The organism is Stutzerimonas stutzeri, assembly GCF_024448935.1.
GTDB classification, from domain to species: Bacteria; Pseudomonadota; Gammaproteobacteria; order Pseudomonadales; family Pseudomonadaceae; genus Stutzerimonas; species Stutzerimonas stutzeri_AO.
Genome location: NZ_JAMOIE010000022.1, coordinates 1 through 23,960, shown reverse-complemented (window position 1 = coordinate 23,960; position 23,960 = coordinate 1). Strand labels below are relative to the sequence as shown.

General features: G+C 60.5%; 23 protein-coding genes and 2 pseudogenes. 18 read left to right on the top strand and 7 right to left on the bottom strand.

What is annotated here, in order from left to right; translation table 11 throughout:
• Position 1 precedes the first annotated feature (1 nt).
• The 4 genes from nqrF (at position 2) to sthA (ending at position 4,065) form a co-directional block, all read left to right on the top strand.
• Positions 2-1,228: an NADH:ubiquinone reductase (Na(+)-transporting) subunit F gene (nqrF, locus tag NA637_RS08855; protein ID WP_256071944.1), complete on the top strand. Its 1,227-nt coding sequence runs from the start codon at positions 2-4 to the stop codon at positions 1,226-1,228.
• Between the two features lies 1 nt (position 1,229).
• Entirely contained in the window at positions 1,230-2,255 is a 1,026-nt protein-coding gene (locus NA637_RS08850) for an FAD:protein FMN transferase (protein ID WP_256071917.1), read from the top strand.
• Positions 2,252-2,482 (top strand): (Na+)-NQR maturation NqrM, encoded by a 231-nt coding sequence (gene nqrM, locus NA637_RS08845; RefSeq protein ID WP_256071916.1) that lies wholly within the window; start codon positions 2,252-2,254, stop codon positions 2,480-2,482. The genes NA637_RS08850 and nqrM overlap by 4 nt, the downstream gene beginning before the upstream one ends.
• 188 nt (positions 2,483-2,670) lie before the next feature.
• A complete protein-coding gene (gene sthA, locus NA637_RS08840; RefSeq protein WP_256071915.1) occupies positions 2,671-4,065 on the top strand; it encodes a Si-specific NAD(P)(+) transhydrogenase in 1,395 nt (464 codons plus the stop codon).
• A 122-nt stretch (positions 4,066-4,187) separates the two neighbouring features.
• On the opposite strand, the gene NA637_RS08835 is transcribed toward sthA, so the two are convergent.
• The 3 genes from NA637_RS08835 to NA637_RS08825 are packed head-to-tail and all read right to left on the bottom strand — an operon-like array spanning position 4,188 to position 5,788.
• A complete protein-coding gene (locus NA637_RS08835; RefSeq protein WP_256071914.1) occupies positions 4,188-4,910 on the bottom strand; it encodes a glycerophosphodiester phosphodiesterase in 723 nt (240 codons plus the stop codon).
• The gene (locus NA637_RS08830) at positions 4,907-5,212 is read right to left on the bottom strand and encodes a phosphodiesterase (RefSeq protein WP_256071913.1); all 306 of its coding nucleotides are present in this window, start codon (positions 5,210-5,212) and stop codon (positions 4,907-4,909) included. The genes NA637_RS08835 and NA637_RS08830 overlap by 4 nt, the downstream gene beginning before the upstream one ends.
• 3 nt (positions 5,213-5,215) lie before the next feature.
• Positions 5,216-5,788, bottom strand: a complete 573-nt coding sequence (locus NA637_RS08825; RefSeq protein ID WP_256071912.1) for a PilZ domain-containing protein — start codon at positions 5,786-5,788, stop codon at positions 5,216-5,218.
• A gap of 100 nt (positions 5,789-5,888) precedes the next feature.
• On the opposite strand from NA637_RS08825, the gene NA637_RS08820 reads away from it, so the two are divergent.
• The 3 genes from NA637_RS08820 to NA637_RS08810 are packed head-to-tail and all read left to right on the top strand — an operon-like array spanning position 5,889 to position 9,089.
• Entirely contained in the window at positions 5,889-7,136 is a 1,248-nt protein-coding gene (locus NA637_RS08820) for a lipoprotein-releasing ABC transporter permease subunit (protein ID WP_256071911.1), read from the top strand.
• Entirely contained in the window at positions 7,129-7,842 is a 714-nt protein-coding gene (gene lolD / locus NA637_RS08815) for a lipoprotein-releasing ABC transporter ATP-binding protein LolD (RefSeq protein WP_423836711.1), read from the top strand. The genes NA637_RS08820 and lolD overlap by 8 nt, the downstream gene beginning before the upstream one ends.
• Complete coding sequence (locus NA637_RS08810) at positions 7,842-9,089, top strand: lipoprotein-releasing ABC transporter permease subunit (RefSeq protein WP_256071910.1); 1,248 nt, start codon at positions 7,842-7,844, stop codon at positions 9,087-9,089. Before lolD ends, NA637_RS08810 begins: the two co-directional genes overlap by 1 nt.
• Before the next feature lie 9 nt (positions 9,090-9,098).
• Here NA637_RS08810 and NA637_RS08805 read toward each other — a convergent pair whose 3' ends face one another.
• On the bottom strand, positions 9,099-9,614 hold the full coding sequence (locus tag NA637_RS08805; protein WP_256071909.1) for a DUF2062 domain-containing protein: 516 nt from the start codon (positions 9,612-9,614) through the stop codon (positions 9,099-9,101).
• Between the two features lie 181 nt (positions 9,615-9,795).
• Here NA637_RS08805 and NA637_RS08800 point away from each other — a divergent pair, with 181 nt between their 5' ends.
• The 8 genes from NA637_RS08800 (at position 9,796) to murB (ending at position 16,631) form a co-directional block, all read left to right on the top strand.
• A complete protein-coding gene (locus tag NA637_RS08800) occupies positions 9,796-12,021 on the top strand; it encodes a DNA internalization-related competence protein ComEC/Rec2 (RefSeq protein ID WP_256071908.1) in 2,226 nt (741 codons plus the stop codon).
• Positions 12,022-12,092: 71 nt separating this feature from the next.
• Positions 12,093-12,725, top strand: coding sequence for a MotA/TolQ/ExbB proton channel family protein (locus NA637_RS08795; protein WP_256071907.1), 633 nt, complete (start codon positions 12,093-12,095; stop codon positions 12,723-12,725).
• Positions 12,722-13,150, top strand: coding sequence for an ExbD/TolR family protein (locus NA637_RS08790; RefSeq protein ID WP_256071906.1), 429 nt, complete (start codon positions 12,722-12,724; stop codon positions 13,148-13,150). Before NA637_RS08795 ends, NA637_RS08790 begins: the two co-directional genes overlap by 4 nt.
• Positions 13,150-14,154 carry a tetraacyldisaccharide 4'-kinase gene (gene lpxK, locus NA637_RS08785; RefSeq protein ID WP_256071905.1) on the top strand — a complete coding sequence of 335 codons (1,005 nt, stop codon included), beginning with the start codon at positions 13,150-13,152 and terminating at the stop codon, positions 14,152-14,154. Before NA637_RS08790 ends, lpxK begins: the two co-directional genes overlap by 1 nt.
• Before the next feature lie 47 nt (positions 14,155-14,201).
• Positions 14,202-14,387 (top strand): Trm112 family protein, encoded by a 186-nt coding sequence (locus tag NA637_RS08780; protein WP_019342470.1) that lies wholly within the window; start codon positions 14,202-14,204, stop codon positions 14,385-14,387.
• Positions 14,384-15,148 carry a 3-deoxy-manno-octulosonate cytidylyltransferase gene (gene kdsB / locus NA637_RS08775; RefSeq protein ID WP_256071904.1) on the top strand — a complete coding sequence of 255 codons (765 nt, stop codon included), beginning with the start codon at positions 14,384-14,386 and terminating at the stop codon, positions 15,146-15,148. Before NA637_RS08780 ends, kdsB begins: the two co-directional genes overlap by 4 nt.
• A gap of 2 nt (positions 15,149-15,150) precedes the next feature.
• Entirely contained in the window at positions 15,151-15,615 is a 465-nt protein-coding gene (locus NA637_RS08770) for a low molecular weight protein-tyrosine-phosphatase (RefSeq protein ID WP_256071903.1), read from the top strand.
• Positions 15,612-16,631, top strand: coding sequence for a UDP-N-acetylmuramate dehydrogenase (gene murB, locus NA637_RS08765; RefSeq protein ID WP_256071902.1), 1,020 nt, complete (start codon positions 15,612-15,614; stop codon positions 16,629-16,631). The genes NA637_RS08770 and murB overlap by 4 nt, the downstream gene beginning before the upstream one ends.
• Positions 16,632-16,854: 223 nt before the next feature.
• Here murB and rne read toward each other — a convergent pair whose 3' ends face one another.
• A complete protein-coding gene (gene rne / locus NA637_RS08760) occupies positions 16,855-20,007 on the bottom strand; it encodes a ribonuclease E (RefSeq protein WP_256071901.1) in 3,153 nt (1,050 codons plus the stop codon).
• A 552-nt stretch (positions 20,008-20,559) separates the two neighbouring features.
• Between rne and rluC the strand changes: the two genes are divergently transcribed.
• From rluC to NA637_RS08745, 3 genes are read left to right on the top strand one after another with little or no spacing between them, the layout of a single operon-like run.
• On the top strand, positions 20,560-21,513 hold the full coding sequence (rluC, locus tag NA637_RS08755) for a 23S rRNA pseudouridine(955/2504/2580) synthase RluC (protein WP_256071900.1): 954 nt from the start codon (positions 20,560-20,562) through the stop codon (positions 21,511-21,513).
• Entirely contained in the window at positions 21,476-22,195 is a 720-nt protein-coding gene (locus tag NA637_RS08750; RefSeq protein WP_272888964.1) for an HAD-IA family hydrolase, read from the top strand. Before rluC ends, NA637_RS08750 begins: the two co-directional genes overlap by 38 nt.
• The gene (locus NA637_RS08745) at positions 22,185-23,168 is read left to right on the top strand and encodes a S49 family peptidase (protein ID WP_256071898.1); all 984 of its coding nucleotides are present in this window, start codon (positions 22,185-22,187) and stop codon (positions 23,166-23,168) included. Before NA637_RS08750 ends, NA637_RS08745 begins: the two co-directional genes overlap by 11 nt.
• A 9-nt stretch (positions 23,169-23,177) precedes the next feature.
• Here NA637_RS08745 and NA637_RS08740 read toward each other — a convergent pair.
• Both NA637_RS08740 and NA637_RS08735 read right to left on the bottom strand, forming a co-directional pair.
• Positions 23,178-23,504 (bottom strand): annotated as a pseudogene (locus tag NA637_RS08740) (Maf family protein); the annotation flags it as partial.
• 257 nt (positions 23,505-23,761) lie between these two features.
• Positions 23,762-23,960 (bottom strand): annotated as a pseudogene (locus tag NA637_RS08735) (IS5/IS1182 family transposase); the annotation flags it as partial.

The window sequence follows — 23,960 nt, the reverse complement described above, 5'->3', positions numbered from 1 at the left end:
ACTGATGAGTTACGAAATTTTCCTCGCCATCGGCATGTTCACCGCCATCGTGCTCGCGCTGGTGGTGATCATTCTCGCGGCCCGTGCCAAGCTGGTTTCCAGCGGCGACGTGAGTATCGAGATCAACGGCGAACGCACCATTACCGTTCCGGCAGGTGGCAAGCTGCTGCAAACCCTGGCCGCGAACAATATCTTCCTCTCGTCCGCCTGTGGCGGCGGCGGTACCTGCGCTCAGTGCAAGTGCATCGTCGAGAGCGGTGGTGGTGAGATGCTGCCCACCGAAGAGTCGCATTTCACCCGTCGTGAGGCAGGCGAAGGCTGGCGGCTGTCCTGCCAGACCCCGGTCAAGGCGGACATGAAGATCAAAGTGCCCGAAGAAGTGTTCGGTGTGAAGAAGTGGGAATGCACCGTGCTGTCCAACCCGAACGTGGCGACCTTCATCAAGGAGCTGACGCTGAAGCTGCCGGAAGGCGAGAACGTCGACTTCCGCGCCGGTGGTTATGTGCAACTCGAGTGCCCGCCGCATGAAGTGCGTTACCGCGACTTCGACATTCAGGAAGAGTATCGCGGCGACTGGGACAAGTTTGACCTGTGGAAGTACGTGTCGAAGTGCGACGAGACCGTGATTCGCGCCTACTCCATGGCCAACTATCCGGAAGAGCGCGGTCTGGTGAAGTTCAACATCCGCATCGCCTCGCCGCCGCCGGGTCGTGACGATGTGCCGCCGGGCAAGATGTCGTCCTACGTGTTCAGCCTGAAACCAGGCGACAAGATCACCGTCTACGGACCCTTCGGTGAGTTCTTCGCCAAGGACACCGATGCGGAAATGGTTTTCATCGGTGGTGGTGCCGGCATGGCGCCAATGCGGTCGCACATCTTCGATCAGCTCAAGCGTTTGAAGTCCAAGCGCAAGATGAGCTTCTGGTACGGCGCCCGCTCCATGCGTGAGGCCTTCTACGTTGAGGAGTACGATCAGCTGCAGGCCGAGAACGACAACTTCCAATGGCATTTGGCACTGTCTGATCCGCAGCCGGAAGACAACTGGAACGGCCCTACCGGCTTCATTCACAACGTGCTGTACGAGAACTACCTGAAGGACCATCCGGCGCCCGAGGATTGCGAGTTCTACATGTGCGGTCCGCCCATGATGAACGCCTCGGTGATCAAGATGCTCACCGACCTGGGCGTCGAACCGGAGAACATCCTGCTCGACGACTTCGGCGGCTAGTATGACCCATGCGTTACTTCAGCCCGTCATCGTTGCCGCCCTGGCGGCAGCCCTGACGGGCTGTCTGTTTCAGGACAAGGTAGAAGGTTTCGGCGGTCCCACCATGGGCAGCACCTACTCGGTGAAGTACGTGGCCGGTGATGCCCCTGTCTCCAAAGAGCAGCTGCGAAACGAGACGGATGCAATTCTGGCCGAGATCGACAGCCAGATGTCTACCTACCGTGCCGATTCGGATATCGAGACTTTCAACGCGCTTCCTGCCGGCGCCTGCATGGCCATGCCCGAGGGGATCCTCGAGCTCCTTCGGGCCGGTCAGCAACTGGCGGAGGAGAGCGACGGGGCTTTCGATCTGACGGTTGAGCCGTTGCTCAATCTCTGGGGCTTCGGTCCTCACGGAACCGGCGAGCGTGTGCCCTCCGTCGAAGAGATAGCCACGGCCCGCAGCGACATGGGGCATGAGCATCTTCGGATTGATGGCGAGCAGCTCTGTAAAGACGCAGCCGTACAGGTTGATTTCAACAGTATCGCTGCGGGTTATGCGGTGGACCGGGTGAGCGCACATCTGGAGGCTTCCGGCGTCCGCCGTTACCTTGTGGAAATCACCGGCGAGCTCAAGGCTCGCGGCCGTAAACCCGACGGGGAGCCCTGGCGTATCGCAATCGAGGCACCGCACGACAACGAGCGGGTAGCGCAGCGGATTGTCGAACTCGACGGATTTGGTGTCTCCACGTCAGGTGACTATCGCAACTATTTCGAGCGTGACGGCAAGCGATATTCGCACACGCTCGATCCACTGACCGGTGCGCCGATCGATCATCACTTGGCCGCCGTGACGGTTATCGATCCCTCGACATTGAGGGCAGATGGATTGTCTACTGTGTTGATGGTGCTTGGGCCCGAACGGGGTTTGGCATACGCGGGGGAACGAAACATTGCAGCGTTCTTCGTGATTCGTGAAGGGCAGGAATTCATTAGCAAGAGCACTGAGGCCTTTGATGAGCTGTTCGGTGCGGGAGTAAGCAAATGACTTGGTTGATCGTGTTTCTGGTCATGTTGCTGGTGGTCTTCGGTATGTCCATCGGCGTAATCATGGGCCGCAAGCCCATTGCAGGCTCCTGCGGGGGCATCGCCAATCTTGGCATCGAGAAGGAATGCTCGATTTGCGGCGGCAGCCGTGAGAAGTGTGACGAGGTGAATCAAGAGGCGAGCCACGGCGACAAAGCAGATCTCGCATACGACGCGACCAGACGCTGATAGCCGTTTTGATCGAAAGGCCGGGGATAGCTGGCGCTCCGGGCGTTGGTCTTTGCATGCAGTGCCGGCGCGACCCTGCATCGGCGCGACGATCCAGGCGGCGGTGCGTCGATGGCAACTTCCGCCACCCGGTTTTACCGAATTCGTTAACAGCGGCAGGGCTGCCTGCTGCGTGGTCTGGGGTGAATATGGCTGTCTACAATTACGATGTGGTGATACTGGGCTCGGGCCCTGCCGGCGAAGGCGCGGCGATGAACGCGGTCAAAGCCGGGCGCAAGGTCGCCGTGGTTGACAGCAGGCCACATGTGGGTGGCAACTCGACCCATCTGGGGACTATCCCGTCAAAAGCGCTGCGCCACTCGGTGCGGCAGATCATGCAGTACAACACCAATCCATTGTTCCGTCAGATCGGGGAGCCCCGTTGGTTTTCGTTTCCCGACGTCCTGAAAAGTGCCGAAAGCGTCATCGGCAAGCAGGTGACTTCCCGCACGGGGTATTACGCGCGTAACCGCATCGATATCTTCTTCGGTACCGCTAGTTTTGCCGACGAGCAGACCGTGGAAGTGGTCAGTGCCAATGGCATGGTTGAAACCCTGGTGGCCAACCAGTTCATCATCGCGACGGGCTCACGGCCCTATCGCCCCGATGATGTCGACTTTACCCATCCCCGTGTCTATGACAGTGACACCATTCTTACCCTGAGTCATACACCGCGTCGTCTGATCATCTACGGAGCCGGTGTGATCGGCTCAGAGTACGCGTCGATCTTTAGCGGTCTCGGCGTCTTGGTTGACTTGATCGACAACCGCGACCAGCTACTCAGCTTCCTTGACGACGAAATCTCCGACGCGCTGAGCTATCACCTGCGTAACAACAACGTACTCATCCGTCATAACGAGGAGTACGAGCGTGTGGAAGGTGTGGATAACGGCGTGATCCTGCACCTTAAATCGGGCAAGAAGATCAAGGCCGATGCCTTCCTCTGGTGTAATGGCCGAACCGGCAATACCGACAAGCTCGCCCTGGAAAACATCAGTCTCAAGGTCAACAGCCGCGGCCAGATCAAGGTCGACGAGCACTATCGCACCGACGTCGGAAATATATACGCGGCGGGCGATGTAATCGGTTGGCCATCGCTGGCGAGCGCCGCTTACGATCAAGGGCGGTCGGCGGCAGGTAGCATCGTGGAGAACGACAGCTGGCGTTTTGTCGATGATGTGCCTACCGGCATTTACACCATTCCGGAGATCAGTTCGATCGGTAAGAACGAGCGTGAACTGACCGAGGCAAAGGTGCCATACGAAGTGGGCAAGGCGTTCTTCAAAGGCATGGCGCGCGCGCAGATTTCAGCCGAGCCGGTCGGCATGCTGAAGATCCTCTTCCATCGCGAGACGCTGGCGGTACTAGGCGTGCATTGCTTCGGCTATCAGGCATCGGAAATCGTGCACATCGGTCAGGCAATCATGAACCAGCCGGGCGAGGCGAACACGATCAAGTATTTCATCAATACCACCTTCAACTACCCGACCATGGCCGAAGCCTACCGCGTGGCCGCTTTCGACGGGCTAAACCGGCTTTTTTGAGCGGCTCCGACCGGTGGCCTGAGCCGGTCGGAGAAGATACCCGAGGCTGGCGCTGGCCTAATCGGGAGAGCTTTTGAGGGCAAGCGAAATGCGGCCGCCAGGCACGGCGGTCACGCGTTACCTTATGCGTTGCGCAGCGTGGTGACGGCAAGACCGGGATAATCAGTGATCAGGCTGTCGACGCCGAAATCCGCGAGCCGGCGCATCAATGCCGGTTCGTTTACCGTCCAGACCGATACGTGCAGGCCTTGCTGGCGGGCTTTGGCGATCCGTTCGGGCGTGCATAGGGTCCATTTCAATGCCAGTAGCGAGCAGTCGTACTGCTTGGCTACTTTCAGCGGGTCGAGCCAGGCGTACTCGGCCACCAGGCCGCACGACAATTCCGGTGTCAGCCTTTTCAAGGCCCTGAGCACCTCCCTCGAGCCGGATGTGACGGTAATCCGCTCGGCCAGTCCATGGTGCTCAGCCAGTGCCTTGATCGCCAGGACAGTCCGTGCGGCGCGCACCCTCGAAGCGCTTTTCACCTCCAATTGCCAATGCTCGAAGTCGCACTGCTCAAATAGCTCCGCCAGGCGGGGGATGGGGCAGGGGTGTTTCCAGTGGGGGCCGCCGTGGCGCGCGTCGTACTGGATCAACTCGTCTGCATCACGCTCGACCACCTTGCCGCGTCGCCCCGTGGTGCGTTTGAGCGTCGGGTCATGGATGACCATCAGCTCGCCATCTTTGGACAGATGCAGGTCGAGTTCGCAGCGGCGCACGCCATGGGCGAGGCACTGCTTGAAGCCGGCCAGGGTGTTTTCAGGCGCTTCGCCCTTTGCGCCGCGGTGGCCATAGATAAGCGTCACGGTTGTCTCTCTGATTGCAAGGATATGGAGCGTCGGTGATGAATAACGCTGTTGATGACCCGGTTCCCCTCGAAATAGACGGAAAAATCACGGTAATCCCAGCGAGTGATAGGGGGCCGACCGACGGCGGCGTGCTCCTCATCGGCTAAGCCAAAACGATCAAGTACGTCGATCTTCGCATTGCCGCGGCTGGGCATAGGGAGGTCGGCCGGGCCTTGCTCGCCGACCGGAATTTTGATGTCTTCGGCGCGAGCCGACGTGTTCAGGCTGAACATCAGCAGTAAGAGCAGAAAAGGGCGCATCCATCAGGTTCCTTGCGGGCTTTCACGAGCCAGGCGTCGTTCCGTTGCCTGTTTCTGCAGGATATGCCGCGCGAGCAGTTGCCGTTGTGCATCAGTCAGCGCTTCAAAGGATGTACCGATTGCAAACTGCCCGCTCTCCAGCGGCTGGCAGCTCGCCACGCGTGCAGTCAGCCACATGCCCAGGCCTTGCGGCATCAATGCCAGCTTGAGCGTCCAGGTTGAGCCTTCGTCAAGCGGCTGGTCATTGGTGAAACTGATACCACCTTCCGACAGCACGGTCGCCCGAGCTGGTCCGAGGTCTTGCAACAGGTCCTGGGCGAGCGCCTGACCAATCAGGTCGATGCGCTTGTTTTGCACTTTCAGGTAGTTGGCCAGCGTGCGGTTGCCCTCGGCTATCTGACGCAGCAGATGCTGCGCTTCGAAGTCGAGCTGATGGAGTTCCCCGAGCAGTTCGAACCGTTGCGTCGAACCGTTACCTGAGACTGTTGCGGCGTGTTCCGGCGGCAGGATTTCAAGTGCGATCATATCCTCGATACGATAGTATTCGCGGCGATCTTCGGTGTCTTCAGTGGGCATGTCGATCCCTGAGCTGCGGTGATGACCTGAGTGTATCAGGCCGCTTGGCATCGTCATTCAGCTTGTTATTTCCCGCCAGCGAAAGTGAACCCAACGATTTATGTTCAGACCGCTGTCCGTGTATATCGGGGCGCGCTACACACGCGCCAGACGTCGCAGCCTCTTCGTCTCCTTCATCTCCTTTACCTCCATGATCGGGCTGGCGCTCGGTGTGCTGGTAATGATCGTCGTGTTGTCTGTGATGAATGGGTTCGATCACGAAATGCGCAGCCGTGTGTTGGGTATGGTGCCGCACGCTACGATCGAAAGCTCGACCCCCATCGACGACTGGCCGACATTAGCAGAGCGGCTCGCGCAGCATCCTCAGGTCGCTGCGGTAGCGCCCTTCATACAGATGCAGGGTTTACTCACCCATCGCGGGCAGGTCAGCAAAATTCTGATTAACGCCGTGGACCCGGTTATCGAGCCGGAAGTCTCCATCGTGGGGCAGTTTTTCCGCGAAGGCACGCTGGCCGATCTGGCCCCCGGCGAGTTCGGCATTGTGATCGGCGACAAGGCGGCCAACACCTTGGGCGTAGGGGTCGGCGACAAGGTTACCTTCGTCGCCCCTGAGGTTACCGTCACGCCAGCCGGTGTATTTCCCCGCATGAAGCGGTTCACCGTGCGCGGTATTTTTCACGTGGGGGCCGGTGAAATCGATGGTTATGTGGCGATGGCCAACATCTCCGATCTGGCACGCTTGCATCGCTGGCAGCCGAATCAGGTCCAAGGGCTGCGCTTGCGGTTCGTCGATCTGTTTCAGGCCCCGCGTATTGCCTGGGAACTGGCGGGTCAGCTGGGTGATGAGTTCTACTCCCGGGACTGGACCCGCACCCACGGCAATCTGTACCAGGCCATCCGCATGGAAAAGGCCATGATCGGGCTGCTGTTGCTGCTGATCGTCGCCGTGGCTGCCTTCAATATCATCTCCACGCTGGTCATGGTCGTGACTGACAAGCGTGGCGATATCGCAATTCTGCGAACGCTTGGCGCGACACCACGACAGATCATGGCGATCTTTATGGTCCAGGGGACGGTGATCGGGGTCGTCGGCACGCTGGTCGGAGCATTACTCGGTATCTTCGCGGCGCTCAATGTAAGCAGTTGGGTTGCGGCGCTGGAGCGGTTGATCGGGCATAAATTTCTCAGTGCAGAGGTGTATTTCATCGACTATCTGCCGTCTCGACTGATGACCGCCGATGTGGTCCAGGTCTGCGTGGCGGCACTGATTCTCAGCTTTTTCGCCACCCTGTATCCGGCGTGGCGTGCGGCCCGGACACAACCGGCCGAGGCGTTACGATATGAGTGAGTTGTTTATGCATGAACGGTCTGCGAACGAGGCTGCGGTACTGAGCTGCCGCAACCTTGGCAAGCGCTACGAACAGGGTCCGGAGTCGGTCAGTGTGCTGTCCGGGCTTCAGTTGGAGTTGTTTCCCGGGCAGCGGGTCGCCATTGTCGGTACTTCCGGCTCTGGCAAGAGCACACTGCTCAATCTGCTCGGCGGGCTGGATACCCCTAGCGAAGGGAGCGTCTGGCTGGCTGGAGAAGCGCTTTCCACGCTCAGCGAGAAGGACCGCGGCCTGTTGCGTAACCGCGCACTGGGCTTCGTCTACCAGTTCCATCATCTGCTGCCTGAATTCAGCGCCCTGGAAAACGTTTGCATGCCGCTGCTGATAGGCAGCACGCCGATAGCGGAAGCACGTACGCGGGCGACCGAACTGTTGCAGCGGGTGGGGCTTGGCCACCGACTCGCTCATAAACCCTCGGAGCTGTCCGGGGGAGAGCGTCAGCGCGTGGCGATCGCCCGTGCGCTGGCGAACCGTCCGGCGCTGGTGTTGCTCGATGAGCCCACCGGCAACCTCGACCACCATACTGCGCAGGGGATCCAAGACCTGATGCTGGAACTGAGCAGTTCATTGCGTACGGCCTTCCTCGTCGTCACCCATGATCCGCAACTGGCCGGCCAGATGGATCACATCTTGCGCCTGGAAGATGGCCGGTTGGTGGCTGGCTAATGTTCAGGCCGCTCAGCATCTTCATTGGCAGCCGTTACACGCGGGCCAAGCGTCGCAATCATTTCATTTCATTCATCTCGCTGACGTCCATGATCGGGCTGTCGCTGGGCGTGCTGGCGATGATCATTGTGCTGTCCGTCATGAATGGCTTTCAGCGCGAGATGAGCAACCGCATCCTGGGCATGGTGCCGCACGCCGTGATTGCCGGTGACGGAAGGCCGGTGGACGACTGGCAATCGCTGGCCGAGCAGCTACGTGCGCATCCAGGGGTGCTCGGCACGGCACCGATCACCCAGCTTGAAGGCATGCTTTCCTACAGGGGGTCGATGCAGCCGATCGAAATCAAGGGCATCGATCCGAAGGCCGAAAGCGAAGTGTCTATCCTCGGCTCGAAGATGGTCGCAGGCAGTCTCGACGACCTCGAGGCCGGGGAATCCGGCGTAATCGTCGGGCTGATGACTGCGCGTCGATTTGGCCTGAAGCTGGGTGACAAGCTCACGCTGATCGTGCCTGAGCTCAGCGATGCGCCTGGTGGTATTACACCGCGGATGCAGCGTCTGAACGTCGTCGGGGTGTTCAAGGTGGGGGCTGAGCTGGACGGTAGCTTGGCTATGATTCACCGAGCCGATGCAGCCCAGATACTTCGTTGGCAACCAGATCAGGTCGAAGGCGTGAGGGTCAGGCTGGCTGATCTTTATCGGGCTCCGCAGCTCGCGACCGAGCTTGTCGCCGAGCTCGGCAAGGGTTATCGCAGTGAGGACTGGTCGCTTACCCAGGGGAGTTTGTTCAGTGCGATGAAGATGGAAAAGACCATGATTGGCCTGTTGCTTCTGCTGATCGTGGCGGTGGCGGCGTTCAATATCATTGCCACTCTGATCATGGTAGTCGCCGACAAGCGAGCGGATATCGCGATCCTGCGTACCCTTGGCGCAACGCCAGGGCAAATCATGGCGATTTTCATGGTTCAGGGAAGCATCATCGGATTGACGGGCACCCTGATAGGGACGCTGCTGGGCGTGCTTGGTGCGCTGAACGTCAGTGCCCTGGTGGCCTGGCTGGAAAAGGTATCGGGACAGCAGATCTTCAGTTCGGATGTGTACTTCATCAGCACCCTGCCATCTGAACTGCGGCTGCAAGATGTCTTGCTGGTGACGCTGGCGGCGCTACTGCTCAGTTTCCTGGCGACGGTCTATCCCGCTTGGCGGGCCGCACAGACGCAGCCGGCTGAAGCGCTGCGCTACGAGTAAGGAACAGTCTTAGCGGCGGTCCTTCTGCCGCTTGCGCCAACTGCGTCCGACCCACCAGCGCCAATAGCTCTGAGTGGCGATATAGCCTAATATCGCCGCCACAACGCCGACAACCAATGAGCCTAGGAAAAGCGGCTGCCAGTGGCTGTCTAGCATCTGGCGCACCCAGGCAAGGCTGAGCTCCATCGGCATCGGCGAAACCGGCGTGTCCAGCAGCCAGGCGCCTACCTTGTAATTGCAATAGAACACGGGCGGCATCGTCAACGGGTTAGTCAGCCAGACCAGGCCCACGGCGATCGGCAGGTTTGCCCGTGCCGGCACGGCGCATAGCGCGGCCGCCAGCATCTGCAAAGGCATCGGGATCATGGCCCAGAATAAGCCGATGGCCATCGCTCTGGAAACTGAATGCCGGTTGAGATGGAGCAGGTTGGGGTCGTGAGTCAGCGTGCCGAGAAACCGCAAAGACTTGTGTGCCTTTAGGCGGTCGGGGTGAGGCATGTAGCGTTTAAAAAAACGACGCGGCATGAAGATTCTCTGGCGGGGCGAAGCGCGTGCGATTATGCCTGAAACGAGACCCGGCGCTGAGAGGAGTTTGTGACATAAAGTCTACACTGTGAGCGCCGACAGGACGTCGGTCAGGCTATGTGACTCGGCGGCTGAGCCTATCCGGAGTGGCCTATCACTGGAAAGGAATCCGGGAGATCCGATGCGTACTGCAATGCTGGCGCTGGCAGCAGGCCTTCTACTGCTGCGTTTTTTACCGCAATTGCCGCCTGTCTCGGTGTTGCCATTCATATTCACGGCTGGCCTGGTCTTGCTGCCGTTCCGCTGGCGAGCGATCGGCTGCTTCATCTGCGGGTTTGCCTGGGCGTGTCTCAGCGCCCATGAAGCGCTGGACGACCGCCTGCCAATAGAACTCGATGGCCGTACGTTCTGGCTCGAAGGCACTGTGAGCGGCCTGCCGGATGTTCGCGGTGGTGTAGTGCGCTTCGAACTGGTCGATATAACCTCCAGGCATAGCGACCTCCCGTCCAGGCTTCGCCTGGCATGGTATGGCGGCCCCATGATGCAGGCGGGTGAGCGATGGCGGCTCGCTGCCAAATTGAAAAAGCCACGGGGCTTGGTCAATCCGCACGCTTTCGATTACGAGGCCTGGCTCCTGGCCCGACGGATCGGTGCCAGTGGCACGATCAAAGCCGGAGAGCGCGTGTCGCTGGCGGAGGGAGGGCCGGGATGGCGCGATCAGTTGCGGCAACGCCTGTTGGCGGTCGATGCTCAGGGCCGCTCCGGCGCCATTGCGGCGCTGGTAGTGGGCGATGACAGCGGTCTGTCCACCGCTGATTGGCGCACGCTCCAGGACACCGGAACCGTTCATTTGATGGTTATCTCGGGGCAGCACGTGGGCATGCTGGCCGGCTTGCTTTACGGCCTGGTGGCGTTGTTGGCGCGTTGGGGAATCTGGCCGCGGCGCGTCGCCTGGTTGCCCTGTGCTTGTAGCCTGGCCTTGGCTGGAGCGCTTGCGTACGGCTGGCTGGCGGGTTTTGAAGTCCCGGTCCAGCGAGCGCTGGTGATGGTCGCTCTGGTGCTCCTGTGGCGTTTGCGGTATCGGCATCTGGGTGTTTGGCTGCCACTGCTGATCGCCCTCGATGCTGTCCTGTTGTTGGATCCGCTAGTAGGGCTGCAGTCGGGCTTCTGGTTGTCTTTTCTGGCGGTGGCGCTTCTTGCTCTGGTGTTCCGCGGCCGGCTTGGTAGCTGGAGTTGGTGGCGCGCATTGGGTCGTGCACAGTGGAGCATGGCCCTGGGGCTGTTACCGATTCTGCTGGCGCTGGGCTTGCCGGTTAGCCTGAGCGGGCCGATCGCCAACCTCTTTGCAGTCCCGCTGGTCAGCGCAGTAATCGTTCCGCTGTCCTTGTTAGGCACGACCTTGTTGTGGTTGCCAGGCGTTGGCGAGCCGGTGCTATGGGTGGCCGGTGGGTTATTGACCATTCTCTTTGATGCGCTGCAATGGCTTGCCGGCTGGCAACCGGCGTGGCTACCAGCGTCATTGCCGCTTTGGAGTTGGCTGTTGGTTGCGCTTGGAACGCTGCTGATCCTGCTGCCGCCCGGAATACCGTTTCGGGCGTTGGGTCTGGTGTTTCTGTTACCGCTGCTGTTTCCACCCACCGACAAGCCGGCAGCAGGACAGGCGGAAATCTGGCTGCTCGACGTCGGTCAGGGACTCGCTGTGCTGGCCCGCACGCATGACCATGCGCTGTTGTATGACACAGGGCCGCGATATGGTGACTTCGATATCGGCGAGCGGGTTGTATTGCCGTCGTTGCGCACGCTGGGGGTGGACGGTCTCGATCTGCTGATTCTCAGCCATGCCGATAGCGACCATGCGGGTGGCGCTTCGGCGGTCCAGCGACAGATGCGCGCTGGGCGAGTGGTCAGTGGTGAGCCGGCAAGACTGCCCGCTTCCCTGGGCGCCGAGATGTGCCGCTCCGGAGACGCCTGGGAATGGAATCGAGTCCGCTTTACGCTGTGGCAATCACCGCAGGCCAGAGATGGAAACCAGTCCTCCTGCGTGCTGCTGATCGAGGCGAATGGCGAACGGCTGCTGCTCACCGGCGACATCGACGTGGATACCGAGCAAGTGCTCCTGACCAGCGACATGCCGCTTGAGGTCGAATGGTTGTTGGTGCCACATCATGGCAGTCGCAGCTCGTCGTCAACCGCATTCATCGGGGCAACAGGCGCCGGAGGTGCGCTCATCTCGCGCAGCTTGCATAACGCATTCGGTCACCCTCATCCGGAAGTGGTGCGGCGGCTTCAAGCGGCCGGTGCTCAGCTTCATGACACGGCAGAACAGGGAGCGCTGCGGATTCGCCTCGGCCGTTTCGAGCCTGTTCGAGGATTACGTGCCGAGCGTCGATTCTGGCGGGAAAAATGAGAACCGGGGCCGTCGGCTGGCTGGCGGCCCTATGCTAGAGTGGCGCCACTTTTTCGAGGGGGATTCATCTCGTGTGGGAGCTGGTCAAAGCGGGCGGCTGGATAATGCTGCCAATCATCCTGTGTTCCATCGCGGCCGCCGGTATCGTTGCCGAAAGGCTATGGACGCTTCGGCCCAGTCGAGTGACCCCGCCACACCTGCTTGGCCAGGTGTGGAAATGGATCAAGGACAAGAAGCTCAGTAACCAGAAGCTCAAGGAGCTGCGCGCGGATTCGCCGCTGGGGGAGATACTGGCTGCTGGTCTGGTCAACTCCAAGCATGGTCGAGAGATCATGAAGGAATGCATCGAGGAAGCGGCTGCCCGCGTCGTCCATGACCTCGAGCGCTACCTCAATGCGTTGGGTACGATTGCTGGTATCGCTCCCTTGCTCGGGCTTCTCGGTACTGTGCTGGGCATGATCGAAATTTTCAGTGCCTTCATGGGTTCCGGCATGGCCAACGCGCCGTTGCTCGCAGCGGGTATTTCCAAAGCGCTGATAACCACCGCGGCGGGTCTGATGGTCGGCATACCGGCACTGTTCTTCCATCGCTTCCTCCTGCGCCGAGTCGAAGAGCTCGTGGTCGGTATGGAGCAGGAGGCGATCAAGCTGGTTGAAGTTGTGCAGGGGGACCGTGACGTCGACCTGGGTGAGGGCAGGGCGTGAAGTTTCGGCGCAAGGCGCGGGAAAACGTCGACATCGGCTTGGCTCCGCTGATCGACGTGGTGTTCATCCTGTTGTTGTTCTTCGTGGTGACCACCACTTTTACTCGCGAAACCCAGCTGCAGGTTGATCTGCCGGAGGCGGCGAGCGGGTCGCCACCGCAGGAAAGTGAGCAGAGGCGGCTGGAGGTTGTGATCGACGTCAGTGGTCATTTCAGTCTCAATGGCAAGTCGTTGATCAAGCATGACCTGAACACATTGATGGCGGCGCTCAGCAAGGAGTCTGGCGGCGATACAAGTCTGCCGCTGATCATCAGTGCCGACGGCAAAACGCCGCACCAGGCGGTCATTACCGCCATGGACGCAGCCGGGAAACTGGGCTTCGCGCACCTGCGCATCACCACCATCGAGGCCCAGCCGGAGCCCTAATGTCCTTTGCTGATCGTCTCCAGCGGGCCTGGTATGAAGGGCATCCTGCCTTGGCGCTGCTTGCGCCGTTGGAAATGCTCTACCGCCGCGTGGTGACCGCTAGGCGAAAGCGGTTCATCAGCGGCGTGATCGATTGCTATCGGGCGCCAGTGCCTGTGGTGGTGGTCGGGAATATCACCGTTGGCGGCACCGGCAAGACCCCCCTGATTCTCTGGCTCATCGAGCACTGTCAGCGACGCGGCCTGAAAGTAGGTGTAGTCAGCCGTGGTTACGGTGCCAGACCACCCGTATACCCGTGGCGGGTGGAGCCCGAGCATTCTGCAGCCGAGGTTGGCGATGAGCCGTTGCTGATCGTGCAACGGACAAACGTACCGGTGATGATTGATCCTGATCGTTCCCGCGCGGTTCGTAAATTGCTCGAACTCGAGCTGCTGGACCTGATTCTTTCCGACGATGGGCTGCAGCATTACCGGTTGGGGCGCGATCTGGAGCTGGTCCTCATTGATGCTGCTCGTGGACTGGGCAATCAGCGCTGTTTGCCCGCTGGCCCGCTACGTGAGCCACTGGAGCGACTGGAGTCGGTCGATGCGGTGCTGATAAATGGCGCGCAAGCAGACAGTCCCTCGGGTTTTGCGTTCGCCCTGCAGCCATCGAAATTGATCGAGCTGAGCACTGGGCAGGTCTGGCCACTTGACCATTTTCCCGCAGGCCAACGGATGCATGCAGTCGCTGGAATCGGCCATCCACAGCGTTTCTTCACCACGCTCGAGGCGCTACACTGGCGGCCGATTCCGCATGCCTTCGCCGATCACGCCCGGTATAGCCTGGAGCAGCTGTGTTTCAGTCCAGAGCTACCCTTGGTGATGACCGAGAAGGATGCGGTCAAATGCCGGGCTTTTGCGCTGCCGGGCTGGTGTTATCTCCAGGTCCAGGCCGAGCCTTCCGCAGCTTTCGTCACCTGGTTTGATTCCCAGCTGGACCGTTTGCTGCCCGTTCATCCCTAAGCCGCTCGATCTGCCAGGTGCGGTCGGCTGCATCCAAGGACTGCGCCATGGATACCAAACTGCTCGATATTCTTGCCTGCCCGCTCTGTAAGGGGCCGCTGAAGCTGACCGATGACAAGTCCGAACTGATCTGCAAGGCCGACGGCATGGCCTTTCCGGTCCGGGACGGCATCCCGGTGATGCTCGAAAGCGAAGCCCGCACCCTCGACGTGGATGAGCGTCTGGACAAATGACTAACGCTTATACCGTGGTGATCCCGGCGCGTTACGCATCCACGCGCCTTCCGGGCAAGCCTCTGCAGGACATTGCCGGCAAGCCGATGATTCGCCATGTCTGGGAGCAGGCCTGCAAGAGCAGGGCGCAGCGGGTGGTGATCGCCACGGACGATCAGCGCATCCTGCAAGCCTGCGAAGGCTTCGGTGCACAGGTATTGCTAACCCGGGTCGACCACAACTCCGGCACCGATCGGCTTGCCGAGGTGGCGGACCGGCTGGGCTTAACGGCTGACGCGATAGTCGTCAACGTACAGGGCGATGAACCCTTGATTCCGCCTTCGGTGATCGACCAGGTGGCACTCAATCTGGCTGCTCACCCCGAAGCCGCGATCGCCACGCTTGCCGAGCCAATCAGCGATTCGCACGCGCTCTTTAACCCGAACGTGGTAAAGGTGCTGAGCGATATCAATGGCCTGGCGCTGACGTTCAGTCGCGCGACGCTGCCGTGGGCGCGGGACGAATTCGCGCGTAATCCCGATGCGCTTCCGAGTGATGTTCCGTACCGTCGGCATATCGGCATCTATGCCTATCGGGCCGGGTTCCTGGCTGACTTCGTGGCCTGGGGCCCATGCTGGCTGGAGAATGCCGAATGCCTGGAGCAATTACGTGCGCTCTGGCACGGCAAGCGCATTCATGTCGCCGATGCGCTCGAGGCGCCTCCGGCTGGCGTCGACACCGCCGAAGATCTTGACCGTGTCCGCAAGCTGCTCGGAGCTTGAGCGTGAAGGTTCTGTTCGTTTGCATGGGCAACATCTGCCGATCACCCACTGCCGAAGCTGTACTGCGCAAATACGTACAGGATGCTCAGCTGGACAGCCGAATCGCCATCGATTCGGCTGGAACCGATGACTGGCATGCCGGGAAGAGGCCCGATCAGCGCGCTTGCCAGGCTGCAGCCAGACGAGGCTATGACCTCAGCGCTCTTAGGGCGCGTCAGGTGACCGCCGACGATTTCCAGCGCTTCGATCTCATCCTGGCGATGGATCACGACAACCTGAAGCGCCTACAGGCCCGGCGTCCAGCCGGTGCACACGGTGAGCTCGATCTATTTCTGCGCCGATACCAATTGGGCACGGGCGCTGTACCCGATCCGTATTACGGCGGGGAGGACGGCTTCGAGCAGGTGCTCGACCTGATCGAGCGTGGTGCTGCTGGATTGCTCGATGAGATCAGAGGGCGTCAATGAGCCTTCTCATCGAGCCGGGTTATTCACTCAAGGCGCTCAACACCTTTGCGGTCGAAGCCCGCGCCGCCTATTTCGCTGAAGCCCGGGACGATCAGGCAGTAACCGAAGCGGTCAGTGAGGCCTGCCGTCTCGACGTTCCGCTATGGATCCTCGGCGGCGGCAGTAATTTGGTTCTGACCGGCGATGTACAAGCACTGGTGCTGCACATGGCCAGCCGGGGCATTCGTGTTCTCGAGGATAACGGCCAGCAGGTTGTGATAGAAGCGGAGGCCGGCGAGCCCTGGCATCCATTCGTATTGCGGAGCCTTGAGCTTGGTTTGGCTGGGTTGGAAAACCTCAGCCTGATCCCCGGTACGGTCGGCGCGGCACCCATCCAGAATGTCGGGGCGTACGGGGTCGAGATAAAGGATGTCTTCGCTGGGCTGACTGCACTGGACCGTCAAACCGGCAATTTGGTCGAGTTCGATTTGGCGGCCTGTGAATTTGCCTACCGCGACAGCCTGTTCAAACGTCAGGCGGGACGCTATGTGATTCTGCGGGTGCGTTTCATGCTTCACCGGACTGCGGGGCTAAGTCTTGAATACGGCCCGATCCGTCAGTGGCTGCAGCAGCATAATGTCCCGTCCCCCACGCCGATGGATGTCAGTCGTGCGGTCTGTGCGATCCGCAGCGAGAAGCTGCCAGACCCTCGAGTGCTGGGCAATGCAGGCAGTTTTTTCAAGAACCCCTTGGTTCCTCAGTCGACAGCGGACGCCTTGCTTGAGCAATACCCCGATCTGGTGGCGTTTGCGCAAGGTGGCGGGCAGGTCAAGCTTGCCGCTGGGTGGTTGATCGAGCGTGCGGGCTGGAAGGGTTATCGACAGGGGGATGTGGGCGTCCACAGGCTGCAAGCGTTGGTGCTCGTCAACTACGGCCAGGCAACCGGCCAGCAAATCCTGCAACTGTCCGAAAAGATCCAAGCTGATATCCTGGAGCGTTTCGGTGTGCAGTTGGAGATCGAGCCGAACGTCGTCTGACTCTGCCCCTTTCGGCTCTGCCGTGCCCGTTCTGAGCTTTTAATAAGGGTGACGGATCTCCCTGATCTCCGCGGCTACAGCCGGAAACAGCAAGGGTCGAGCCGGCACGTCCTCTGCTCATCTGAGCGCTCCCCAAAGCGCGGCGCAGCGATCATTCAATGATTGTCCGCCAACTGCTAAAAAAGGGATGCCGAAGCATCCCCTTTTTACATCGCTGGCCCTGTCAGTCTTGACGCTTGTCGAGGCCCTGCGGCTTGGCTTCCTCCGGCACATCCGCGTCAGCTTCAGTGGTGGGCCTGATCGTCTCCGCTTCGGGTTGGAGTAGCTCGGTCACGGCCTGTTCGGCTTCAGGTTCGGCGGCTGGCGTTGCCGGCTTCCGGGCGACGCTTGGCTCTGTAGTGTCATCCGGCGTGCTGGCTGGCTGCTCATTTGTTGCGTCGCTGTCCGCTTCGCTGACAACGATTTCAGGGCTGGCCGGTTCTGCCGGAGCTTGGGTTTCGGTTGCCGCTTTCGCTCTGGCCTCGGCGGCTTCTTTGGCCAGACGCTCTTGCTCCAGGCGGCGGCGACGGACCTCACGTGGGTCGTTAGGTGCACGACCGCTAGCCGTCACAACCGGCGCTTCAGTCTCGGTAGTCTCGGTCGCGGTCTGGGCCGGCTCCTCGACAGCAGGTGTGGCCACAGGCTGCGAAGTCTCGGACTCCATTGCTGACGCTTCGGGCTCGCTGGCTTTCTGCACCGCCGGAGCTGGCTCCGCTTCTGCGACAACCGCTGTCACGGCTTCGCTATCCTGCGCGGCGGGAATATTGGCCAGCTCGTCAATTTCGGGTGCTTCAGCCGTTTTATTAACGGCCACGGCTGGAGCTGAGGCTTCCGCTTCCCTTGTTTTAATCTGCTCAGCGGGTGCGCTGTCGGTGTCCGCGGTGTTCGCCGCGAGAGCGGCGGCAGTCGCGGCAATGGCGACCTGCTCAGATTTCACCGGTGCATTGCTTTCGCTTACCTCGGCGTTGGTGCTTTGGGCCTCGTCGTCGATCTCGTTTCCATTGGCGTCGCGTTGACGGTCACGACGGTTGCTGCGGCGACGCTGACCACGAGAACGGCGGCGTGGGCGATCATCGCTACCTTCTGCCGAGTCCTGCTCTTGCTGAGCGGTCTCCGCGGTTTCGTTCTGCTGTTCCTCTGCACTCTCGGCTTGTTCCGCGCGAGGTTTACGCTCTTCGCGGGGTGGGCGCGGCTTGCGCTCAGGACTTTCTTCGCCGTTCGCCGTGACTGGCTCGGTCTGCGCGGCATCATCGAGCGGTGCGCGCAGTTCGCGCTTGCGCTCTTCTCGCGGCTGACGATCTTCGCGCGGGGTGCGCTCACGACGGGGTTGCTGTTGCGGCTGTGCTGCGCTCTCGCTGGCTTCGACTGGCTCACGAGACTCACGCGGTTCGCGGGTTTCACGTGGCTTGCGCTCTTCGCGTGGAGGGCGCGGCTGACGCTCTTCGCGAGGCTGGCGGTCTTCACGAGGGGCGCGTTCTTCACGAGGCTTGCGCTCTTCGTCGCGGTTGCTGCGCGAATCACGCCGACGGTTCTGCTGGCGCCCACTACGGCGTTCATCGTTGCGTTGTGGGCGGCTGCTAGCGGCGGGTTTCTTCTCGACTTCGGCGGCTGGCGCTTCCTGCTTGCCGGCGAAGAGGCCGACCAGGGACTTGACCAACCCCTTGAACAGGCTTGGCTCCTGAATGGCGGGCGCAGGCAGCTCAGCGGGCGCAGCGATCGGGGCTGGCGCGGGCGCGGGCGCGGTACGCTGTGGTGCGGTTTTGACGGCTGCTTCCTGACGAACCAGGGTGCGCGTCGAGCTGACCGGCTGAACGTCCTCGATCTCGGTTGGGCTCATTTCATAGCTGGCCTGACCGGCGACAATTTCCGGACTGTCGTCGCGCAGACGCTGCACTTCGAATTGCGGCGTCTCCAGGTGGTCGTCCGGCAGGATGAAGATGCGCGCGCGGCTGCGCAGTTCGATCTTGGTGATCGCGTTGCGCTTCTCGTTGAGCAGGAAGGCGGCAACCTGGAAGGGAACGCGGGCGCGGACCTCGGCGGTACGATCCTTAAGCGCTTCTTCTTCGATCAGACGCAAGATGGCCAGCGACAATGATTCGACATCGCGAATGATGCCTTGGCCATTACAGCGCGGGCAGACGATACCGCTGGTCTCGCCGAGCGATGGACGCAGGCGTTGGCGGGACATTTCCAGTAGGCCGAAGCGCGAAATGCGGCCGACCTGGATGCGTGCACGATCGGCCTCGAGTGCTTCGCGGACCTTCTCTTCCACGGCGCGCTGGTGCTTTGCGGGTGTCATATCGATGAAGTCGATGACGATCAGGCCGCCGATATCGCGCAGGCGCAGCTGGCGGGCGATTTCCTCGGCCGCCTCCAGGTTGGTCTGCAGGGCGGTTTCTTCGATGTCCCCGCCCCTGGTAGCACGCGCCGAGTTGATGTCGATGGATACCAGCGCTTCGGTAGGGTCGATGACGATGGAGCCGCCCGACGGCAGCTTCACTTCACGCTGGAAAGCCGTCTCGATCTGGCTTTCGATCTGAAAGCGGTTGAACAGCGGCACGCTGTCCTCGTACAGCTTGATCTTGCTGGCGTACTGCGGCATGACCTGCTGAATGAAGGAAAGCGCTTCGTCCTGGGCCTCGACGCTGTCGATCAGTACTTCGCCGATGTCCTGGCGCAGGTAGTCGCGAATGGCGCGGATGATGACGTTGGATTCCTGATAGATCAGGAAGGGTGCGGCGCGATCCTGGGAGGCTTCCTTGACGGCAGACCAGAGCTGCAGCAGGTAATCCAGATCCCACTGCATTTCTTCGCTGGAGCGACCGAGGCCGGCTGTGCGGACGATCAGGCCCATATCGGCGGGAACGTTGAGGCCGTTCAATGCTTCGCGTAGTTCGTTGCGCTCTTCACCCTCGATGCGGCGGGAGATGCCGCCGGCGCGTGGGTTGTTGGGCATCAGAACCAGATAGCGGCCGGCGAGACTGATGAAGGTGGTCAGGGCTGCACCCTTGTTGCCACGCTCTTCTTTTTCGACCTGGACGATAACCTCCTGGCCTTCGCTCAATACTTCCTTGATGTTGACGCGGCCTTCGGGCGCCTTCTTGAAGTACTCGCGGGAGATTTCCTTGAGCGGGAGGAATCCGTGGCGGTCGGCGCCGAAGTCCACGAACGCGGCTTCGAGGCTGGGCTCGACGCGGGTGATCTTGCCTTTGTAGATATTCGCTTTCTTCTGTTCGCGGGCGCCGGATTCGATATCGAGATCGAACAGGCGCTGGCCGTCGACCAGTGCGACACGCAACTCTTCAGGCTGAGTTGCGTTAATTAGCATTCTTTTCATGTAGTACCGTCGGTTTCCAAAGCAGCGGAAACGGCGTTTCGGCACACACGACTCTCGCGGTCGGTGTCAGGTGAGTCAGGAATGGTTGTAAGGCACTCCAGTGTCCAGCGATGTAAGGCCAGTTGGGCCGGCGTCGCGACGACGTCTCCTGCTTGCTGTCGGAACAGCAGCAATGGTTCGGGAGGAGGAATCAGCCAGCGGTAGCGGACGGAATGAAGCGTCTATGAAAGCCTTTGCTACGCAATCCGAGGGCTGTACATCTCCACCCAACACTCATACTTTGAAAATCGGGTGCCGCTCGCAGAATCCGGGCGGGTTATCGATTGTCGCGATTCCCCTGCGGGGTCACGCATCATGTCTTCAAGGCTTGTTTCGAGGCTTCACCGCTGCTTGAGGGAAGCTCCGTCGGACGGCCTCACGTCCTCGAGCATTACTGGGTCAGGAATGGCGGTTTCGCTGGCATTCGTTGACCTGGCCGCTTTTGGCGGCGTTCGGGACTATAACAGCAATGTTTAAGTGCTTCAAATCCATGAAAATTGATATGATCCGCCGATGACCAATACCCCCTCTCAGACCTCCGGCGTGCAAATGCTCGAAGTCGCGCCGGAGCTTGCCGGCCAGCGCATCGACAACTTTCTTCGTACCCAGCTCAAGGGCGTACCCAAGACATTGATATACCGCATATTGCGCAAAGGCGAGGTGCGGGTAAACAAAGGCCGTATCAAACCCGAGTACAAGCTTCAGGCGGGTGATATCGTGCGGGTTCCACCGCTTCGGTTGCCTGAGCGGGACGAGCCAGTCCCGCTCGCGCAAGGGCTTCTCCAGCGGCTCGAGGCGGCAATCGTTTTCGAAGACAAGGCGTTGATCGTGTTGAACAAGCCTGCAGGGATCGCGGTGCATGGTGGCAGCGGGCTCAGCTTCGGGGTTATCGAGGCGTTGCGTCAGTTGCGTCCGGATGCAAAGGAGTTGGAGCTGGTGCATCGCCTGGATCGGGACACCTCCGGGTTGCTGATGGTCGCAAAGAAACGCAGCATGCTGCGTCATTTGCACCTGCAATTGCGCGGCGATGGGGTCGACAAACGCTACATGGCGCTCGTGCGGGGGCGCTGGGACGCTGGCAAGAAGCAAATCAATGCGCCGCTTTTGAAAAATACCCTGCGTTCGGGTGAGCGGATGGTGGAGGTCACCGACGAGGGCAAAGACGCACTGACGCTTTTTCGCGTGCTGCGCCGTTTTGGCGACTTCGCTACGCTGGTCGAGGCCAAGCCGGTAACCGGACGTACGCATCAGATTCGTGTGCATGCCCGCCATGCCGGTCACAGCATTGCTGGCGACAATAAATACGGTGATGAAGAATTTTCCACACTCATTCGTGATCTGGGTGGTAAGCGCCTGTTCCTGCATGCCTACGCGCTGAAGGTTCCTTTGCCTGACGGTGGCGAACTGAGTCTGGAGGCGCCGGTCGATGATGTCTGGGCCCGGACGCTGGAGAGGCTTGGTGAATAAGTACGAGCTGCTGATCTTCGATTGGGATGGGACGTTGGTGGATTCCATCGGGCGTATCGTGGAATCCATTTTGGTTGCTGCGGCCCGGTGTGACCTGCCGCGGCTGGATGAGGACAGCATCAAGGGGATCATTGGGCTGGGTCTGCCCGAGGCGATAGCCGCGCTGTATCCAAACGTCACCGACAGAAGGTTGGTTGAGGCGTTCCGTCGTGCGTACGCCGACCATTATTTGTCGCTGGAGGCTGAGCCGTCGTCGCTGTATCCGGGGGTGGCGCAGGGGCTACAACAGTTTCGTGATCAGGGGCATCAGCTTGCTGTGGCGACTGGCAAGGGGCGGCGCGGGCTGGATGGGGTCCTGGCAGGGCAGGGTTGGACTGATTTTTTCGATGTGACCCGGTGTGCTGATGAGGCTGCGAGCAAGCCTGACCCGCTGATGATTCACGAAATCCTCGCCCACTGCGGGGTCAGGCCTGAGCGGGCTCTGATGATCGGGGATTCGGTGTTCGATTTGGAGATGGCAAGGCGCGCAGGCGTAGACAGTGTTGCGGTTTCCTACGGCGCACAACCCCTTGAGGTGCTGTTGTCGTGTTCGCCGTGCATGGCTATTAATCATTTTTCGGAGCTCAGTGACTGGCTGTGCTCTGCTGGGAGTCACGCTGAGGTGGTTGCATATGTCGGATGAATGGGGGAAGCCCGTGAATGAGTCCAAGGAAGACCGTACGAGCTTGAAGCTGTTGGAGAAAACGCTGCTAGCCGGCGTGCAGGAGCAGCGGCGAGCTCGGCGTTGGGGGATCTTTTTCAAGCTGTTGACATTCGTCTATCTCTTTGGGGCGCTGCTGATATTTTCGCCTCTGTTGCACAGGGGGGAAGGGAAAGCTGGGGGTGATACCCATACTGCGATCATCAATGTCCGCGGGATGATTGCCGACGAAGAGGCGGCGAGTGCAGACAACATTGTCGGTGCGCTGCGTGCGGCCTTTGAGGATTCAAATACCAAGGGTGTGGTGTTGCGGATCAACAGTCCGGGTGGCAGTCCGGTGCAGTCCGGCTATATCTATGATGAGATTCGCCGGTTGCGTGGGGAGTACCCGGCCATCAAGGTTTATGCAGTGATTGCCGATCTAGGGGCGTCTGGCGCTTATTACATCGCAAGCGCTGCGGATGAAATTTATGCCGACAAGTCGAGCCTGGTTGGCTCTATCGGGGTCACCGCTGCGACCTTTGGCTTTGTCGAGACAATGGACAAGCTGGGCGTCGAGCGCCGTGTCTATACCTCCGGGGAGCACAAGGCGTTTCTAGACCCCTTTCAGCCGGAAAAGCCAGAGGAAACCGAGTTCTGGCGCAGTGTGCTTGCCACCACTCACCGGCAGTTCATCGACAGCGTGAAGCGGGGGCGGGGCGATCGATTGCAAGTCGCAGGGCATCCTGAGCTTTTTTCCGGGCTCATCTGGGCTGGCGAGCAGGCGCTTGAACTCGGTTTGATTGATGGCCTTGGCAATGCCAGCTATGTCGCACGCGAGGTGATTGGGGAAGCTGAACTGGTGGATTTCACCGTCAAGGATTCGCCTTTGGAGCGGTTTGCCAAGCAGCTCGGTGTCAGTATTGGTTCGCAACTTGCCCTGTGGATGGGTTTCCAGGGGCCCCAGCTGCGTTAGTGCAGTGTCAGGGTACTTCGATCCCGGCATTATGAGCATGTCCACCAGTCGGATCATGGGTAACCCAATCAGGCTGGTGACGTCTGCTCCTTCGGTGCTGCGGAACAGGCTGATTCCCAAGCCCTCTGCCTTGAAGCTGCCGGCGCAATCGTAGGGTTGTTCGGCCCGCAGGTAGCGTTCGATCTGCTGATCACCAAGCGTCCGGAAGTGAACGGTAAAAGCGATGCAGTCAATCTGGGTGGCCCCGGTTCGACTGTCCAGCAATGCCAGTCCGGTCAGAAAGTTTACGCTTTTGCCGCTGCAGCTCTGGAGTTGGCCCTTTGCTCGGTCGAATGAGGCTCTTGCGAAATTCCAACTGACAATCGTGCTGATAGGTCCCGCCAGCCTCGCTGGTCAATGCTTGCCATTCCGGAGGCTGGGAACCTGCCTGTGGGGCTGGACGTGGTCAGGAAGTATCCAGGTTTCTGATCTGCAGGCACAGGGATCCTGCGCGATCTTGTGCGTGGGGTGGTGTCGGGGGGGGTCGCTGCGGTTCAATTGACCCATCGCAAGAGTTGCTCGGCGGTGAGCGCCTCCAGGCTCATGCCGAGTGCCTGGCGTTCAAGGCGGGTGGTCTTGGGCGGACGGACTTCACCCTTGCGCGGACGACCGCGCTTGCGGGGTGCCGCCGCGGGGGTCGGTTCGGCCTTGACCGGCTTTTCGCGCGCCTCGATGGCGGTGGAATCGCGCGCCACATGCCCGATCAAGGCGTCGCCCAGTTGACGGCGCACCAGCGCTTCGTGCACGCGCGCC

Coding starts and splice junctions, on each gene's coding strand:
- NA637_RS08810 (WP_256071910.1), top strand. CDS start 7,842: ATGTTCAGGCCGCTCAGCATCTTCATTGGCAGCCGTTACACGCGGGCC.
- NA637_RS08805 (WP_256071909.1), bottom strand. CDS start 9,614: ATGCCGCGTCGTTTTTTTAAACGCTACATGCCTCACCCCGACCGCCTA.
- NA637_RS08745 (WP_256071898.1), top strand. CDS start 22,185: ATGTCGGATGAATGGGGGAAGCCCGTGAATGAGTCCAAGGAAGACCGT.
- rne (WP_256071901.1), bottom strand. CDS start 20,007: ATGAAAAGAATGCTAATTAACGCAACTCAGCCTGAAGAGTTGCGTGTC.
- kdsB (WP_256071904.1), top strand. CDS start 14,384: ATGACTAACGCTTATACCGTGGTGATCCCGGCGCGTTACGCATCCACG.
- NA637_RS08820 (WP_256071911.1), top strand. CDS start 5,889: ATGTTCAGACCGCTGTCCGTGTATATCGGGGCGCGCTACACACGCGCC.
- NA637_RS08800 (WP_256071908.1), top strand. CDS start 9,796: ATGCGTACTGCAATGCTGGCGCTGGCAGCAGGCCTTCTACTGCTGCGT.
- lolD (WP_423836711.1), top strand. CDS start 7,129: ATGAGTGAGTTGTTTATGCATGAACGGTCTGCGAACGAGGCTGCGGTA.
- sthA (WP_256071915.1), top strand. CDS start 2,671: ATGGCTGTCTACAATTACGATGTGGTGATACTGGGCTCGGGCCCTGCC.
- rluC (WP_256071900.1), top strand. CDS start 20,560: ATGACCAATACCCCCTCTCAGACCTCCGGCGTGCAAATGCTCGAAGTC.
- NA637_RS08825 (WP_256071912.1), bottom strand. CDS start 5,788: ATGCCCACTGAAGACACCGAAGATCGCCGCGAATACTATCGTATCGAG.
- NA637_RS08850 (WP_256071917.1), top strand. CDS start 1,230: ATGACCCATGCGTTACTTCAGCCCGTCATCGTTGCCGCCCTGGCGGCA.
- lpxK (WP_256071905.1), top strand. CDS start 13,150: ATGTCCTTTGCTGATCGTCTCCAGCGGGCCTGGTATGAAGGGCATCCT.
- NA637_RS08780 (WP_019342470.1), top strand. CDS start 14,202: ATGGATACCAAACTGCTCGATATTCTTGCCTGCCCGCTCTGTAAGGGG.
- NA637_RS08830 (WP_256071913.1), bottom strand. CDS start 5,212: ATGCGCCCTTTTCTGCTCTTACTGCTGATGTTCAGCCTGAACACGTCG.
- NA637_RS08750 (WP_272888964.1), top strand. CDS start 21,476: ATGTCTGGGCCCGGACGCTGGAGAGGCTTGGTGAATAAGTACGAGCTG.
- nqrM (WP_256071916.1), top strand. CDS start 2,252: ATGACTTGGTTGATCGTGTTTCTGGTCATGTTGCTGGTGGTCTTCGGT.
- murB (WP_256071902.1), top strand. CDS start 15,612: ATGAGCCTTCTCATCGAGCCGGGTTATTCACTCAAGGCGCTCAACACC.